Source organism: Photobacterium minamisatsumaniensis, assembly GCF_050336695.1.
Taxonomy (GTDB): Bacteria; Pseudomonadota; Gammaproteobacteria; order Enterobacterales; family Vibrionaceae; genus Photobacterium; species Photobacterium minamisatsumaniensis.
On record NZ_JAKJSI010000029.1, the window covers coordinates 42,693 to 60,593 of the forward strand.

General features: G+C 45.6%; 11 protein-coding genes. All 11 read right to left on the minus strand.

What is annotated here, in order from left to right:
* Positions 1-23 precede the first annotated feature (23 nt).
* The gene (locus L4D78_RS16115) at positions 24-1,493 is read right to left on the minus strand and encodes a sulfatase-like hydrolase/transferase (RefSeq protein ID WP_428467877.1); all 1,470 of its coding nucleotides are present in this window, start codon (positions 1,491-1,493) and stop codon (positions 24-26) included.
* A 17-nt stretch (positions 1,494-1,510) separates the two neighbouring features.
* Entirely contained in the window at positions 1,511-2,917 is a 1,407-nt protein-coding gene (locus tag L4D78_RS16120) for a CehA/McbA family metallohydrolase domain-containing protein (protein ID WP_428467878.1), read from the minus strand.
* Positions 2,918-2,938: 21 nt separating this feature from the next.
* Positions 2,939-4,138, minus strand: a complete 1,200-nt coding sequence (locus L4D78_RS16125) for a serine hydrolase domain-containing protein (RefSeq protein WP_428467879.1) — start codon at positions 4,136-4,138, stop codon at positions 2,939-2,941.
* Positions 4,125-7,301 (minus strand): efflux RND transporter permease subunit, encoded by a 3,177-nt coding sequence (locus L4D78_RS16130; RefSeq protein ID WP_428467880.1) that lies wholly within the window; start codon positions 7,299-7,301, stop codon positions 4,125-4,127. The genes L4D78_RS16125 and L4D78_RS16130 overlap by 14 nt, the downstream gene beginning before the upstream one ends.
* Positions 7,298-8,596 carry an efflux RND transporter periplasmic adaptor subunit gene (locus L4D78_RS16135; RefSeq protein WP_428467881.1) on the minus strand — a complete coding sequence of 433 codons (1,299 nt, stop codon included), beginning with the start codon at positions 8,594-8,596 and terminating at the stop codon, positions 7,298-7,300. Before L4D78_RS16135 ends, L4D78_RS16130 begins: the two co-directional genes overlap by 4 nt.
* A 2-nt stretch (positions 8,597-8,598) precedes the next feature.
* Positions 8,599-10,020 carry an efflux transporter outer membrane subunit gene (locus L4D78_RS16140; RefSeq protein WP_428467882.1) on the minus strand — a complete coding sequence of 474 codons (1,422 nt, stop codon included), beginning with the start codon at positions 10,018-10,020 and terminating at the stop codon, positions 8,599-8,601.
* Positions 10,021-10,285: 265 nt separating this feature from the next.
* Positions 10,286-11,764: a sulfatase family protein gene (locus L4D78_RS16145; protein WP_428467883.1), complete on the minus strand. Its 1,479-nt coding sequence runs from the start codon at positions 11,762-11,764 to the stop codon at positions 10,286-10,288.
* 55 nt (positions 11,765-11,819) lie between these two features.
* The gene (locus tag L4D78_RS16150) at positions 11,820-13,124 is read right to left on the minus strand and encodes an anaerobic sulfatase maturase (RefSeq protein ID WP_428467884.1); all 1,305 of its coding nucleotides are present in this window, start codon (positions 13,122-13,124) and stop codon (positions 11,820-11,822) included.
* A 416-nt stretch (positions 13,125-13,540) separates the two neighbouring features.
* Positions 13,541-14,956 (minus strand): sulfatase, encoded by a 1,416-nt coding sequence (locus L4D78_RS16155; protein ID WP_428467885.1) that lies wholly within the window; start codon positions 14,954-14,956, stop codon positions 13,541-13,543.
* Between the two features lie 53 nt (positions 14,957-15,009).
* Complete coding sequence (locus tag L4D78_RS16160; RefSeq protein WP_428467886.1) at positions 15,010-16,428, minus strand: sulfatase-like hydrolase/transferase; 1,419 nt, start codon at positions 16,426-16,428, stop codon at positions 15,010-15,012.
* A 68-nt stretch (positions 16,429-16,496) separates the two neighbouring features.
* Positions 16,497-17,885: a putative glycoside hydrolase gene (locus tag L4D78_RS16165; RefSeq protein ID WP_428467887.1), complete on the minus strand. Its 1,389-nt coding sequence runs from the start codon at positions 17,883-17,885 to the stop codon at positions 16,497-16,499.
* Positions 17,886-17,901: the final 16 nt, after the last annotated feature.

The window sequence follows — 17,901 nt, forward strand, 5'->3', positions numbered from 1 at the left end:
TTTCATTGTCGGGTGAAGATTAGTTAAAGATCTTCAGTAAACTCAACTGTGTAAGGAGTCTTGAACAGTGCTGGGTATTCTGGCTCTGGGAACTCTTCTAGCAATGCCAAGTAGTCGTTGAATAGTTCATCAAACTTTTCAGGCTCTTCATTCCTTAGGTCACGGCGCTGGGCAACATCGTCATTGAGGTTAAACAGCATGGCTTTGACATCTTCTTTAACCAGTTCGCGATTGGCACGTTTTTCACCTGCGACTTTGTGCTGGTCGTTCCATGTAAGTACCCAATCGCCTTTACGGTAGGCAATGTCATGGAAAAAGCGGAAGAACAGGGCTTCATGTGGTCTGCTTTCGATTTCGCCGTTTAGGTAAGGGATAAGATCAACCCCGTCCAGCTCAGGGGTGTTTTCAACCAAAGGAATATCGCGGGTTATTGTAGGCAAAATATCTAATGAAATGACAGGTTTCGTATACTGCTTTCCTGCCGGTACAACGCCAGGCCAGTTAATGACAAATGGGACTCGAATGCCACCCTCAAAGGTATCCCCTTTAAAGCCTCTTAGATCGGCTGGGTTGCCTGCGAGGTTGACTGGGTCTGTACGGCGAACAATGGTTTGGTAACCATTGTCGGATAAGAATACAATCGCAGTGTTGTCATCGATGCCTTTTTCTTCAAGCGTTGACATGATATCGCCTAAACCGTCATCCATTGCCAGCAACATGGCGGCAATAATACGGCGATGTTTGGTTGCGAAATCCCCCCCTTTAAGTTCATCTACTCGTTTAAGGTAGCTTTCAGGGGCTTGGTAAGGTGCATGCACAGCATTGTAAGCGAGATACAAGAAGAATGGATCTTCATGGTTCTTTTCAATAAATTCAACGGCTTCTCGGCTAAATTCGTTGGTTAGATAGGTGCCATTTTTATAGTCGACAATCGCTTCGTTACGATGAATAGGGGATCGATTTGGCTTGCCTTTATATTCCTTGTTTGCATAGAAATAATCGTGACCACCGGCCAAAAAACCGTAAAAATAGTCGAAGTTACGGTTCCAAGGTTTGTGCTCTTCTTGATTCTGACCAAAATGCCACTTTCCAATGGCACCTGTCGTATAGCCCGCCTCTTTGAAGTGGTCTTGCATCATTGGCTGGTTAGTCGGAAAGCCTCTTTGGGCATGACGAGTGAAATTCCCCCAAATACCCAACCTGTCTTGGTAACGGCCTGAAATTAAACCAGCACGAGAAGGGCCGCAGACAGATGAGGTGACATAGCCTTGGGTAAAGTGGGTACCGCCTGCCGCTATTTTATCGAGATTGGGCGTGAACATATCATCTGCACCCATAAAGCCAGATTCGTCGTAGCCAAGGTCGTCGACCAAAACCACAATAAAGTTGGTGTTGTCATTCTCAGCAGGTGATAGGGCTGCAGGCTGCTGAGCTGCAAATGACATACAGGGTAACAGCGCGATACCGAGTGCCGCTTTGGTGAATATTTTCATTAAGGGTATTCTCTTTATTATTGTTGCTGCCAAAAAATAGGATTTGAGTAGAACCACAAGTCTTGCCAAGGGTATTGATTACCTTGCTGTCTTTTCGGTTCCAATATGTCGGTACTCGTACCCCGTAATCGTAGATAACCGTTCTGATGATCTCGCGGGATATCGATTGTTAGAGCAATAGTGTTGTTTTTCACTTGCCACTGTGACTGATCAATCCGTTGTATGACTTTGGTGGTGCTATTCGAGTTGGGCTCATTGGTGATGGCTGGGTCAACGGCTCCGGTAATCACGTCGATGCGATTTAACTCTGGAATATCACCGTTGGCATTCTTGTCGTTAGTGAGAGCTATCTCAAGCTTCAGTGTTAGCATGTCTTCACCATTGTTTACCAACAGGGTCTCACCAAGAGAAGCGCTGTTGTTTCCTTCGTTGTTGGTAATACCTGCGCTTAAATCGGCATGAAGGCCGTTGATCAGATCACCAAAGACAATAAAGCTGCGACCGTGACGGAGTCCGTCCATGATGTCGGCTGGCTCGTTGCGGGCATAGACATAGGTTTTGTTGTACTCGCCCGGCCAGAAATCACGGCCATCTATGCTGGCATGTTTATGAGAATCGGCAGAGGAGGTGATCCAGAAGCGCATGCCGTTGCCAAGGATATGATCCCATACCCCGCCAACAACAGCTGTCATTTGGTCGGCACCTCTGAAAGTACCAAATTTAAAGTAGCTTCCGCGATTACCTCTAGCTGCTTGGTGGCCCGGTGTGCCAACCATACCGATAAATACCTCTGGGTCGGTTTGGTGCCAAGTCATCAGCTTTTCAGGCGTAACTCTTGCCCACTCGTTAATGCCTGTTGCCTGACGGCTAGGGTGATTCTTGATGATGATGGGCTTTTCATCTTGGCTGGCGAGGAATGCGATACCCTTTTGCATGTGCCCGACATTGTTGCGGTTACGGGTTTCTTTCCGGTATTCCCTAATAGAGAAGTCACGCTGGAATTTGACCAGCACATCGCGCTCGTCAGCATTGATAGGCATCATGACGGTTGCGTGCTCACCAGCCGGTACGTCCAGCTCGATACCGAAATACTGATGGACATCCGGCACGGATTCACGTGCTGCCAGTAACTCGGGGTAGGCATGTTCATCGAGTAATTTGGAATGCTCTGGACCACCATGATCGGTATTGACTAACCAACTAAGGCCGTACTTCTTGGCGGCTTGTGCATTATCGAGATAGCTATGTAGGCTGTCACCGCCTTTGATGGGGGACCAAGGCGTCGTGGATTTGTCCCACTTTACACTCCAGTGCGTATGGGCGTGGTGCTCACCGGCAAGCCATTGTCTTTCTTGAGCTACAGCTTGCGAGGCCATAAAGCTTAGTGTCAGGATTGTCGCTAATGTTATTAATCGAGGTTTCACTTTAACGTCCTTTAATAATAATTATTTCGTTGGTGGGATTGCAGGTAAAATGTATTCAGGTACAAATTGCAGAGGCACACGTCGCTGTTGACCCGTATTGCTGCTAGTGACGGCGACGATAAGATCCAATTCAGGATTCACGAAAATAAACTGGCCACGGGCACCTCTTGCCGAAATGGTTTTTAGCTCTTTACCATCTAAACGGAAGTTCTGAGTCCACCAGAAATAGCCATAGTTACCGTTTCGCGTCTTGGGTGTTGTTGCGGTATGTAGCCACTCTTTTGTAAGTAACTGCTCACTATTAAACTGCCCTTTGCCTAACAAGAGCATGCCGAATTTAAGCATGTCTCTTGATGTCATGTGGAGCCCTGAACTGGCTTTAGTCAGGCCACAGGCGGATGTCTCCCAATAGGCATTGGTTATTAACATTGGCTTGAAAAAATGCTCGTTGGTAAAAGCCGCAAGATCTTTGCCTGTTGTGTTGTACAGCACATGGTTGAGGATGTCGGTATCCGCACCTTGGTATTTGAAATGTTTTCCCGGTTCGACATTGTCAGATAACGTGAGGTATAACTCTGCATGGTTATCGGCCGTGATCGGCGAGTGGTCAGCGGTATGCTTGGGAATAGAAAGACCTGATTGCATGCTGAGTAAATCATGCAAGGTGATAGATTCGCTGCCAGTCGCGAGTTTCTCTTTATCGATATTGGAAAGGTATTTGATTGCGGGATCGTTGACGCTATCTATGTATCCGAGTTCAATAGCTTTACCGATGGCATTGGATAGCATGTTTTTGGTGATAGAAAACATAAAATGCGGTTTATTTATCGCACCATCATTCCAGTAATCTTCCGAAATTAATTTGCCTTGGTGATGAATCAATAAGCTGTCTATTTGACCAAAATCGCCTGCGGCAATCTTCTGACGCAGCTGCTCAATACCATCAACGTTGATGCTGGCATCGTGAATATTTTCCGTGAAAATACCGTCATTAAGAAAGGCTGGAACGCTATAAGCAGTGCTACCGCTTTTTATAACATGAGATAACGATTCGGTCTTGGTGGCTGTAATGTGATTAAGCGTGACTTCCTCGTCACTGAGCCCATCTTGAGCTTTTACGGGTAATGCCATGGAGAATACCAGTACTGCCCCTATCTTTGTAGAGCGGTAGCCATTGGCACTTCTCATTCTTAGCAAACTGAGCAAATCATGACACATCATTCATGGCTTCCTGTGTAGAAACTTCTGTATAAGAATTTGAGCTAAACAAGGCTTTGATATCTTCCAAGGCCGCGTACAAGCACGGTAGAAGTACTAGCGTGATGAAGGTCGCGAAGAGGATGCCAAAGCCGAGAGATATGGCCATTGGGATCATCAACTGAGCTTGATTAGAGGTTTCCAATATCATTGGCGCAAGGCCACCAAATGTTGTTAGGGTCGTGAGGATGATAGGGCGGAAACGGCGTGTACTGCCCGCGATGATAGCGTCTATCAGCGCGACTCCCTTTTCTCGGTTACGGTTAACTTCTGTGACCAGTATTAAGCTGTCGTTGATAACGACCCCGCTTAAAGCCAGCGTTCCCAATAGACTGACAACGCTTAAGGTGTAGTTGAGCATAGCGTGCCCAATAACCGCACCAATCAGCCCGAATGGAATGATGATCATAATGATCAGCGGCTGTGTGTAGCTACGAAACGGAATCGCGAGTAAGCAATACAAGGCGAGCATGACCAAGGCGCCATTTGTTGCAAGGCTGCTTAAGCTTTCTTTTTGTTCAGCCTGATCCCCTAAGAAGCCAATACCTAGGCCTGGGTATTGCTGCTCTAGAATCGGAAAAACATCACTGGCTAACGTTTGTGAAAGTGCCATAGCCTCTGATGAAGGGGTAATATCGGCGCCAACGGTTACTCGGCGGCGACCCTCGCGGCGTTGAATGGTTGAGGCTGAATATTCACGTTCAACGCTGGCAATTTGCGAGAGCGGCAAGTAACGATCACCGACTTTTATCGGTAATTGTTCAAGGTGGTAAACACTGGAACGTTGCCAATCAGGAAGCTGAACTTTTACATCAACTTCATCGCTGCCGCGTTGTTGGCGCATTGCTCGCACCCCGTTAAAGGCATGGCGCACCTGGCGAATAAGATCTTGTTCGTTTAACCCCATGCTCTTGCCTTCGGGCAGCAGTGATAGGCGGATCTGCTGGCTGCCAGACATGAAGCTATTTTCAATATCAACGACACCATTATAACCGGCAAGGATCTCACTGAGGTCTTCACTTGCCATCTGTAATTGTTGGGTGTCTCTGTGGGTTAGCTCAACGGTGACACCAGCAACGTCTGCGCCGGGGCCGTTGCCTGTTGCTGAAAAGCGAACCGCATTAGCCGTCGGTATATCACCGGTTTCTTGTCGCCAAGCCATGGAAACCTGGCGCGTTGGAATATCTCGAATTTCTGATGGTTGGAGAAAGATCCGTGAAATAATAATGAACTCACCATCACGGCTCCGAATATGCGTGGATACGCCTGTGGCGAGGTCACCTCCGCCATTCTTTTGGATCACCTCCATTGCGGCTTGTTCGAGTTTATATCTGACCTCTGTTGCTTCTTCATAGGAGGTGCCAACAGGCATGAATGCACGCGCAAGTGAAAACTCGGCTTCGACCCGTGGCATAGTGGTAAAGCCGAGGTGACCACCAGAAATGTACCCGATAGAAATAAGTAACATAACGACACCGCTACTGATAACGAGGTAGCGCTGAGCGAGTAACCATTTTAAGGCTGGGGTGTACGCGCGGGTGATAAACCATTGCAGCCCTTTATCAACATAGCCTTGAAGGAAAACAAATGGCTTTGTCCATGTTGGTTGCTGGTGGCTGTTAATGTGTGCCAGGTGGGTAGGAAGGATAAACAGTGCTTCTACCCAAGAAATGATAAAGACACAGGCAACAACCAGTGGAATCACTTGGAACATCATGCCGAGTGTTCCTGGTAGGAACCAGATAGGGATAAACGCGACAATGTTGGTTAGAATGCTGAAGGTCAACGGTGTTGCAATGTCTTTCGCCCCTTCAATTGCCGCTCTGGCAAAAGGTATGCCTTGGCTTATTTTTTCATGGATGTTTTCTCCTGCAATAATGGCGTCATCCACTACAATACCCAGTGCGATGATAAACGCGAACATGGAGATCATATTGATGGACACATCCATGGCGGGTAAGAAAAGTAGAGAGCCAAGAAATGAGGTTGGAATACCGATAGTGACCCAAAACGCAAGTCGGACATCAAGAAATAGCGCGAGTACAAAAAGAACCAGTAATAAGCCGGAAAATGCATTTTTCAACAATAAGTGCATACGCTGTTGGAAAATCACGGCGTCATCGCTCACAACACTCAATGTCATGCCCGGTTGTAAGGCATTTTCAAGTTCTGGTAACCGTTCGTAAACGGCTTCTGAAATTGATACCGGAGTTTGATCGCCAATACGGTACAGTCGAATACTGGCCGATGGTAAGCCGTTATAAAATGAGCTGTTATTTTTATTCGCAAAGCCATCACGAATATCAGCAATATCCTCAAGGTAAACACGCCCACCTTGCGGTGTTTGCATCACGACGATGTCGTTAAATTCTTTCGCCCACCCTCGGCGCTCATCAAGCTGTAATAAGATATCTCCGCCACTTGACTCTATTCGTCCACCCGACTGGGTGACAGCATGATTGCTGATGCTACGAGCGACTTGGTCTAACGTTAGGTTATAGCGTTCAAGAGTTTGCGTATCGACTTGAATTTGGACTTCATATTTGGAGAAGCCGTTGACTTCGACCTGCGTTAAGTCAGAAGAACGTAGAAGGATATTTTGCAGCTCGGTACTCGTCTCTCGCAGGGCGATAGGGTCGGTGTCACCATAAAGTACCAGCTCCATCGACTCTTCGCGGGTTTCACTGCGTAACACCCTGGGTTTTTCTGCGCCTGCTGGCAACTGTGCTGTATTGACCGCATTTTCTATTTCACGCTTTACTCGTTCAACATCCACATTATTGATGAGTTCTGCGGTGATATTGGTTCCCGCAGAGTTAGCCCAAGAATGGATTTCTTTTATGCCTTCGATGCTACTGATTGCATTTTCTATTGGGAGGGTGATGCCCTGTTCCATTTCCACTGGCGTCGAGCCTGGGTAGTAAACCCATATCCGGACAGCGTTATGCTGCTGGTTCGGTTGAACTTCTTTCTTTATTTGCCACCCCATAAGTAAACCCCCAATGATGAAGAACATCATCAGTAGGTTTGGAGTGACCCGATTATGGGTCATCCACGCGATAGCACCGCGAGGTTGTTCATCTTTAGCTCGCTCATTTTGAGACTTCTCATCGATAGAGGCGCTCATGAGCTTTTCTCCTCTGTTAACATCGAGATGCCATTCGTTGATTCTGAAGGAGTATCAACGGTTTCGAGTTGTTCAACTGGAGAGCGGAGTTTTAAAGCGATACCTTCAATTGCACCGATCAACGGTGAAGTCACTATTCGATCACCAGGGTTTAAGCCATCGGTAATCAGTACCGTTTTTTGACCTCTATGGGCAATCATCACATCTCTTGCTTCTAGCTTGTTTTGATCATCCATAATCCAAACAAACTGATCTTTTTGAAGATAACGACGTGGCAATTTAACGGCGTCTTCAATCGGCTTAGCACTAAACTCGGCATGAAGAAACGCATTCAGAAGAACTGCTGGTTTTCCATGGTTCTCTGGTTTTTGCGCGAGTGGGTCATCTATTTTGATCAGCACTGAAGCGGTTTTTATTCGCGGGTCGAGCTCTGGTAATAGGCTAGTAACACAGCCTTCTCGATATTGATTCGCGCCCCATTCATTCGGGTTACGTATAATTACTTGCGAGCCAAAGCAATCGTCTTGATGGTTATAGAGGTGGCGGTCTGCTGATGGGATCGTTAGCCATTGTAATTGCTGGGCGGGCATACTTGCCTTTAGCCAGAAAGTGTCTGTCGCGACAATGTCCATGAGCACGGTATTATCACGTACTTGGCTGCCTTCAGCAGTATCTATATTAATGATTTGACCATCAAACGGAGCGGTTATCTGAGTCCGGTCGTAATTGATGATGGCCTTTTCTAATGACGCTTGACTGCGTGCGGTGTCTGCTTCAATTTGTGCCAATTGTGGGTGACGCAAAACTAAAGCAAGATCCTCTTCAGAGAGATCTTGCCCTGACAATTGGTATTCCATTTCAGCAGCTCTTCGACGCCCCACTTCAACGTCATAGAGCGCTTGTTGCCTATCAAGTACCGCTTCAGCTTCTTTGACCGCTAAGTAGTAATCTCGTTTATCCAGAGTGACTAAAGTTTCACCTTGTCGCACAAAGCCACCGGGGATCAAGTGGTGAGGAAGTTCAGTAATCGTGCCGCGTAATTGGGAACGAAGGTTAACACTTCGTTTTGCGATGACATCTCCCTGCGCAACAATTGTTGGGGCTTCATTGCTGTATTCAACGTTGTAGACATCAACAAGTCGAGCGGGTGGGGTGCCTGCTGGACGATGATGCTTAGGTTTTCCTTCCATTAACGCGTTAGTCGTATAGATACCTGCGGCAAGTATGGTGCAAGGTAGTAAGACTTTTAACGTCTTAGCAAGGTAGTGCATAGGTGTTGCGACCTTGTCTGTCATGGTCAGGATTCCGTTCTATGTTGAAGTTCAATGGTGCCGTCTTCAGAATGCGAAACAAGATGGCCGCCTAGTGATTGATAGGTGGCGATGCGGCGTAAAAAGAGTTGGCGTTGCGCGCTGAGTGTACGTTGCTGGAGAGTAAATAATTTCTCTTGGGCATTTAAAACATCTAAATACCCTTGCATGCCTCTGCTGTATCGAATTGATTCGACTTCAAGGATACTTTCTGCTTGCTTAGTTTGACGTTCTAAAGAGTCGAGTTGCTCTTGCTGGCTCAACTCTTCAAGCAGGTTAGTATCAACTTCTTCAAGAGCGGTTAGTACACCTTGGGTATAGTTGTAAAAGGCGATTTCAGCGGATGCTTCCGCCGCTTCTTGCTCCGAGGCTAACTTACCCGCATTAAATAATGGAATGTTTAGCTGAGCACCAAGGTCAAGCCGCCACAATTCAAAGGCATTCGACCAGTCATCGGATGATACGCCCGTGTTGATTGAAAAGTTCGGTAGCCGAGCGGCGGCGGCGGCTGAAACATCTTGTTGGCTAGCTTCATATTGATACCAAAGGCCGCGTACATCGGGTCGTCGTTCCAGTAAAACGGTTGGAATCCCAGAATTTGGTAAGGCCGGAAAGTCAGGAAATGCTGTGTACTGCCAGTCAATCGCCGCTGTCGGTGAGCGGCCCAGCAGTACATTCATTTGCTTTTCTAAGATCAATAAACGTTTTTGAGCCTGTTTCTCTTGTGCCTGTAAGCTTTCTAGCAGCTGTTCTTGTCGCCATAAGGCGCTAATGCTGCCTTGGCCAGTTCGATAACGGTGGCCTGTAATTTCAGCAATGACTTTGGTATTGCTTATTTGATGATTAAGAATGGTTAAAGATTGGTGCTGCTCTGTAAGTTGATACCAACGGCGAGCAATATCACCAGCGAGGCTTTGAGCTGCTGTCTGTAGTTGCTCGGCATTAGCAAGGTAGTTGAAATAAGCGGCAGTCGCGTTAGCGTGATTTTTACCCCATAGGTCGACTTCCCAACTTGCGTTTAACTTAATGCTTTGCGTGTCATTTTGGGTAATATCGCCACCGAGGTTGTTTCTTCCTCGTCGAAAATCACTCTCTATTGTGCCTCTTACATCAGGGTAGCGAGAAGCATCCCTTACGTCGGCGATAGCGGCTGCCCGCTGTACCCGTGCGACACTTGATTTTAGCGAAAAGTTGGACACTAAAGCCGTATTCACTAATTGTGTTAGTTGAGGGTCGTTAAAGTCGGTCCACCAAAAGGTATCTGTTTGGGCATTGCCTGAAATACTAAATGAATCCGAAATAGTGGTGGTGATATCAATGTGCTCTTTGGGTGTTTGAGTACACCCAGATATGAGCACGCTAATAGCTATAGCGCGTATAAAAATAGCTGTCCGACTTTTTGAAGGCATGAGTAAGCATCCACAAATCACAAAGGTGGTTATAGCAACCTAAATAATTATCTGTTCATCCATTCGGACTGAAATCGACTATGCGGTGTTGATTGTTTTTATTAATAACAAGTGGTTACCGCGATTTGTTTTGTGGTGTCATCGATTTATCCAGAGCAATTAATGACCATTTACTTATCCAGATTGGAATTATTAATAAAAGTAAATATGCACACATGCCCTCCCATTGGTTGAAAATAAGAGGGCGGGTTAAAGGGTGAACTATTTATTTTGAGCGGTTAAAAGCTTCGACGCTAATACGTTCGCCTTGATTGTAATTAATATTCCGGTTGGTCGGTTTATCACTGAGTTGATTAATAGGAAGAGTTGATTCCCATGCGTCAAACTTGTTCTTCAATGATTGTGCTATTTCAGGCTTGTCGTCCGCAAGATCAATCCACTCTCCAGGATCATTAATCATATTGAATAATCGAATTGTCCGAGGGCCATTATCGTCATTGACTGTCAGTTTCCAATCACCATCGCGAATGGCGTAATCATTATCCCGGCGCCAGTAAAGCGTGTCATGTGGTTGGCCGTCTTGTTCATCTAATAAGTAAGGGAAAAGATCAACGCCATCAAAAGGCACAGCCCCTGTTTCGGTGATGCCAAATCGTGCTGCTATGGTGGGAAAAACATCAAGGGAGCTGACCATGTGCTCATACTTTTTACCGCTAGGTAACCCAGCAGGGTAGTGCATAATGAAGGGAACGCGGATCCCGCCTTCATAGGTATCCCCTTTAAAGCCATTGAATGGACCTGGACTCGACATGGTGGTTTCACCACGTTTCTTTTTACGGGGCTGGTCGAACCCTTGCCCTGAAGGTGTACCGTTATCGCTCATGAAAAACACCAGCGTGTCGTTTTCCAAATCATGCTCTTTCAACGTATCCATGATGGCACCGATACCATCATCAAGAACTAAAGATTGCGCAGCAAAGAAGCGTCGTTCTTCGTGATGGACATCAAGGTGCTCAAGGCGTTCTATATAGCCGTCTGGCACTTGCCATGGGTGGTGAACGGCGAAGTGAGCCACATGCAGAAAGAAAGGTTCATTTGCATTTTTCTCAATAAAAGCGACCGCTTCATCGGTAAATAACTCGGTTAAGTAGCCATTGCCTTCCTGAATTGGCGCTTCAGTTTTTGTATTTCGATAAAGAGGAGAGAGCCAAGGTTTTCCACCCTCTTTTTCATCTGAATACATGTAGTTATGAGAACCACCATGAAAACCGTAAAAGAAGTCAGCGCCGCGCTCATTAGGTCGACCTGTTGGTTCGCCCATATGCCATTTACCCACAACGCCAGTGACATAACCAAGATCTTGCATCATTTCCATCATCAGCGGCTGGCTTCGAGGCACGTGGTTCTGTTCAAAGTTGCCATAAACGCCAAAGCGTTGTTGGTACACTCCAGTTAACAGCCCCGCGCGCGATGGACCACAAACTGATGCACTGACATAGGCTTGCGGGAAATGGACGCCACCAGCGGCTAAGGCATCGATGTTTGGGGTATGGATATCTTGAAACCCATGATAACCAACATCACCCCAGCCTTGATCATCGGTATAAATAACAATGACATTCGGCTGGTCTTGAAGGTTATCTCGGGTGGGCTGGCTTTCGTTTTCCGCCACACTACTGTTTACATAGAGCAACCCTGTTATCGTTAGTGCTAATACAGATTTATTTGGCTTTTTCAATATCATCTTATTATCTCGATGTGCTAGGAGTTACTCTGCGTAAATAGGCATATAAGCGTGATTAGCTCTGACAGCAGCGCTTAAGTTTTTTACCGCTACCACAAGGGCACGGTGAGTTTCGTCCACCACTGAACGTGTTCGTTGAAAGCTTTTGTTGCAGGTCGAGATAAATAATATCTGAAGCTGGTCGACCACGAGCTAACAAATCCCGCATGGTTTTCATTTTTGATTCTGTGTGTTTAAAGAACGCTTCTAGGCCGGTACAGAAATAGTTATGGCCAGGCTGCCCTGATTTTGAACGAGCAAAACGGTGTTTAGGACACCCGCCATGGCAGGCAGAACGGTATTCGCAGCGACGGCATTGTAGGGTGAGCGTATCTTTTTTGTCTTGACCAAATTTGACCGCAACGTCGAGCTGGTTCATATCACGGATTGTGTCGGTGTGAATATTTCCTAGCTTGTGCTCTGGGTAAACGAAATGGTCACAGTTATACATGTCACCATTCGATTCAAGAATGAAAGCATGTCCACAGGTTTCAGATTGCACGCAAATGCCAGAAGGCTGGTTACACCAAGTCGCGAGGGTCGAGTCGAATGTGTTGACGAATATGCGCCCAACATCTTTCTTCACCCAGCGGTCGAAAACACGGTTAAGGAATTGGCCATACGCAAGTGAAGGCACTGACCATTCAGTGACATCTGCTTCTTCTTGGTAATCGGGGCTAACTAAATACAAGCCCTCTTCCGTTACCTGCTTTGCTGAACGCTCAACAATAGGGATAAATTGCAGGAAGGTAGAGCCAATACCGGTTAAAAAGTCATAGACTTCGTCAGGGTACTTGACGTTTTCACTGTTTAGCACGGTGAGTGTATTAAAGTCGACGCCATGCTTTTTCATTTTGTTGATGGCAGCCATGACTTTTTCATGGCTGGCTTTTCCGGCGCGGGTTACGCGGAAGTGATCGTGTAAGCGTGCAGGACCATCAATCGAAACACCAATTAAGAAATTATGTGTTTTGAAAAATTCACACCATTCATCGTCTACCAATAAACCGTTAGTTTGAAAGGCATTGGTAATACGGTGATGTTTTTTGTATTTTTGCTGTAGTTCAACAGCTTTACGGAAGAAATCGAGCCCCATTAAGGTTGGCTCGCCGCCTTGCCATGAAAACTCAATATTTTCAGTATCATGTGAATCAATGTACTGCTTAACGTAAAGCTCAAGGGTTTCATCAGACATTTGCCAGCGGCTTTTACGCTCGGGGTAGAGGTTTTCTTTCTCAAGATAAAAGCAGTAGGTGCAGTCAAGGTTGCATACTGAACTGCTAGGCTTCGCCATTACGTGACTTTGTTTATACGTAGACATTGATTACCTTTTGGGCGTTATTGCATAGGCTATTACACAGAACTGTTTGTATTTCTAGCATCCTTGACTGTGTTTATTGTTCTGGTGCTGCAACCTATAACGGTTTTGATAAGTTATTAAATATTAAGCACTAATATGAGTGGCTTTAGTGCTTAATGTGTTTACGACTTTCACGACAAATAACGTATTAAGGCGTAAGAAATATGGGTGAACGCAATACTTTTTTAATGTTCAGTATAAACGTTTCGCTTAGTGGGTAGGTTACAGGAAACCCCGTAGTGCCTCAATTTTTGATTGGTTTGTCGTGGTTGGAATGTGAGCTATATCTACATTAATATCGATGTAGTAGAAACGATGAAAAAGACAGCGCCGAAGCGCTGTCTATGTATTTATCGATTACAGTTACAGTATGCGTACTATAGGCTGTTTAGGTTTCGCCAGTTAGTTTCGACTGGGAACATATTTTTGTTCCATCCCCATTTAGCGTCTTCGTTTTCAGCATCCCACGCGTTCCAAGCGTCTTGCAGGCGCTTAACTTGCTCTGGGTGCTGCTTCGCCAAATCGGTAGATTCCGAGATGTCATTGCTGATATTAAACAGCTGAACGCGAGGACGCTTGTTACGGATGTTTGGCATCACCAATTTCCAATCTTGGTCACGAATAGCACCCGCTGTGCTGGTGTTCCAGAATAGGAAACGGTTCTCAAGCTTTTCTTCTTCGCCTTTGAGCAATGGAAGAATATCGACACCGTCAAGTTGCCACTCGGCTTGCACTTCCATGTTGGTTGCCGCAGCAAATGTTGGGACTAAATCGAGTGAAATGATTGGGTCATCAATAGTCTGCCCTGCTGGAATCGTACCAGGCCAAGAAATAGCAAACGGTATGCGCATACCACCATCCCATAATGTGCCTTTTTCAGCTCGAAGTGGGTGGTTGTACGAATAGTTACCTTCGTATTTACCGCCGTTGTCTGAAAGGAAGACAACAATGGTATTTTTTGTTAGATCATTTTCTTCAAGCGAATCAAGAATTCGCCCGATGTTCTTATCCAAATTGTAGTTCATTGCAACAAGCTTACGACGCTTCTCATTTTCAATGTGCTCGAAGCGTTTCAAGTCTTCTTCTGTTGCTTGAAGTGGGCCATGGATACCGTTAAATGGTACATACAAGAAGAACGGGTCTTCTTTATGGCGCTCAATAAAGCTAACTGCTTCAGTACCAAAGCGGTCTGTTAGATATTCATCGAAATTATCATCTAAGACATCATTTCGATAGATCGATGAAAACGGTTTTCTTTTTACGTTTTGTTGGTTGTTCGGGCCGACAAAATAGTTAGCTGCACCATTGTTGAAGCCATAAAACTCATCGAAACCACGGTGATGTGGCCAGTAATGGCGCTGTTTACCATCATGGTGCTTACCAATCATGCCAGTGGTGTAACCCGCTTGCTGGAAGTAATGACCAAAGGTTAATTGGTCATCTGGCATACCTTGAATAATGCCTTCTTCACGTACAAATGGGCCAGTATTATTGTGGTAGCCAAAACGCTGCTGGTAGCGACCTGTGGTTAAACCCGCACGAGATGGGCCACAAACAGGCGCCGTAACATAACCTGCCGTTAAAATTGCACCACTTGCCGCAAGACGGTCTAGGTTAGGCGTTTCAACATCTTTGCTTTGGTTTTGGAAACCTGCATCGGCGTAGCCCATGTCATCGGCAAACAGGAGTACGACATTGGGTTGGCTAGGGGCTTCTGCATAAGCAACGGCACTGCTTCCAAGCGCTGCTAACACTGTCATGCTAACGGCTGTTCTTTTTAGTATGTTCTTCATAATGAATATCTACTTTTATTGTAAAGTGTTATTGGGCTGTTGGTTCTTTATAATCAGTTACGGCCACGCCACCCGTTGGCATGTGGGAATATGTTGCGATTCCAGCCCCATTTAGGATCTTGGTTCTGTGCATCCCAACGTTCAAACTCTGCTAAAAGACGTTTAACTTGTTCTGGGTGTTTGTCGGCGAGATCGTTTGACTCACTGATATCTTTTGAAATGTTATACAGCTCAGGCTTTGGATTTTTAACCAGTGTGTTATGGATCACAAGTTTCCAATCGTTGTCACGAATTGCACTCTTGTTGATGGTATGCCAGTAAAGGAAGCGCTCATCAATCTCTTTTACTTCACCCGTTAGGAGAGGCAGTAGGTTTTCGCCTTCCAGCTGCCATTCGTCCTGCACTTCAACACCCGCCATTGCAAGAGTTGTCGGCAAGATATCGAGTGAAATCATCGGCGTATCAATGACTTGCTCGGCTGGAACAGTGCCGCGCCATGTTATTGTGGTCGGTACTCTTATCCCACCTTCCCAGTAGGTATTTTTATAGCCATTTAATGGCGTATTGAATGACCCGTTACCGTTTGGTTTTCCGCCATTATCAGACATGAAGATGATCATGGTATTTTCCATGAGATCATGCTCTTCAAGCTTATCAACCATGCGGCCAATATTAAGGTCCATGTTGTACGTCATAGCGACCATTTTACGGCGTAATTCGTCATCAATATGGGAAAACTTTTCAAGATCGGATTCTTTAGCCTGCATTGGACCATGTGATGCATTGAACGGTACATACAAGAAGAAAGGCTCATCTTTGTGGCGTTCGATAAACTCGACCGCTTCACCGCCAAATATGTCGGTAAGGTAGCCATCGAAATCGTCAACCAGTTCATCGTTACGGTGAATAGAAGAATAAGCTTTCTCTTCGGCATTCATGTTATTAAAGCCGCTGACAAAGTAGTCGGCCGCGCCATTGTTAAAGCCGTAGAATTCATCCCAACCACGGTTATGTGGCCAGTATTTTTTATCGTCACCGTCGTGAGACTTACCGATAAAGCCCGTTACATAGCCAGCGTCTTGGAAGTAGTTACCAATGGTTTTAGCACTTAAATCCAATCCTTGTTCGATATCTGGTTCACTGACAAATGGCGCGGTATTATCGTGGTAGCCATAGCGTTGTTGATAGCGACCGGTTAGTAGGCCTGCGCGAGAAGGGCCACAAACAGAAGCGGTAACGTAACCAGCTGAAAATATTGCGCCTTCAGCCGCAATTTTATCCATGTGCGGTGTCACAATATCTTGGCTTTGGTTTTGAAAGCCCATGTCAGCATAACCAATGTCATCAACAAAAATGAACAGAACGTTAGGTTGTTGCTGAATCGGTTCTACTGGTGTATCGGCAAGTGCTGGACCGCTAATAGCGGTAGCCAGTGCCAGCGTGAGCCCATGCTTTTTAAACGCAGATTTCATTATATTCAGTCCTTGGAGAATGAGAAAACGGCCATTTAGAATGGCCGTTGGAAAGGATAAATCAGTGTTTATTCAGCGTCTGGGTTCATGACCAATTTGATATCTGCAAGACCGTATTTAAAGCCAGCAAGATTTGTAAAATCAGCCTCACCATCTTCCGTTGCTCTTTGTTCAATATGCGTCGTTAGTTTTTCGACATATTGCAGTCCATTTAAAGATGTCGTTCCATTTGGCTTCACAAAGAAATCATGAAGAGATATTTTAACGTGGTGTGCTTCACCGTTAACAACACCAGCTTGCGTTAAGTTATAAGACACAGTTTGTGAAGTAGGATAACCACCATTAGGAAGTCCAATAGTATTATTTACTGGCGTGTCCAGCGTTAGTACCAAATATGTATCATCGCCCGCTGGAAGGTGTGTAGATGGTAATAGAAGCGTCATTTGTAACTCGCCATTTGCCATGTAATGACTCATGTCTAAACGAGGTACTGTCATATCTTTTAGTTCTGATGCTTTATTAATGGCAAAAGCAAGAATACTACGTCGAGTTGAGTCGAATTTCTCGTCGTACTCAATACCTTTGTATCGAATCGTACCTTCATCAGTATTGTTGCCTGGGTTCGGGTTAATACCCTTACCACGAGTAATGCGAACATCATCTGCTTCGCCTTGGATGGCCCACGCACCATCTGTTCTAATGTCTTGATTAATGATAGTGGTGCTATCGATCAGAACTTTGCTGTTGTTGTTACTTAAACAACCTTGGACTTCTTGTGCGCCGGGTTGTTCTGGCACGGAATTAGACGCTAGGCGAGCTTGACTAAATTCATACTCAATTGCACCTTCACTTTCGATGCCCATAGCAAAATCAACACCACCTAGATCTAGCCCTTGCTCAACAAAACAGCTTAGTGGTACGCGGATCCATTGTGCAGTCCCCGTTTCAGTTACAGCAGCTGCAGCCATTGCACTTGTGATATCAATACTATGGGTATTATTACCATTACCCATCGTCAGCATGACTTTGTTGCGTTCTTCGCCTTCACCGATATCGTAATGTTTTGTCTGAACGTAGAATTGAACAGTACCGCCTTGGTCGTCGGCACTGTTGTTAGCCGCATTAATGTCATATTCTTGATTAGCTTTGAATACAAGCGAAGCCTTATCATCGCTTACTTCAACGGTTAATGGCTTAACATCGTAGAAATCACCTGTAACTTGAATATTATCCAGCGCACCATTTTCCTGTCCGTCGACATCAACTTCCATACCGTGTGCATCAACTGCTGTCATAGTATAAGGGCTGGTATGATCTTTTGGGTCATTGTGGTAAAGAGGTACTTGCGCGGTCAGAGATTCAGCATCACCACTATAATCGTAGTCATCACTTAAACAACCGGTAAGGGCTACGGTTGAAGCCATCATTAAAGCTAAAGTGGATTTTTTAAAAGTCATTGTAGGGAGCCTTATA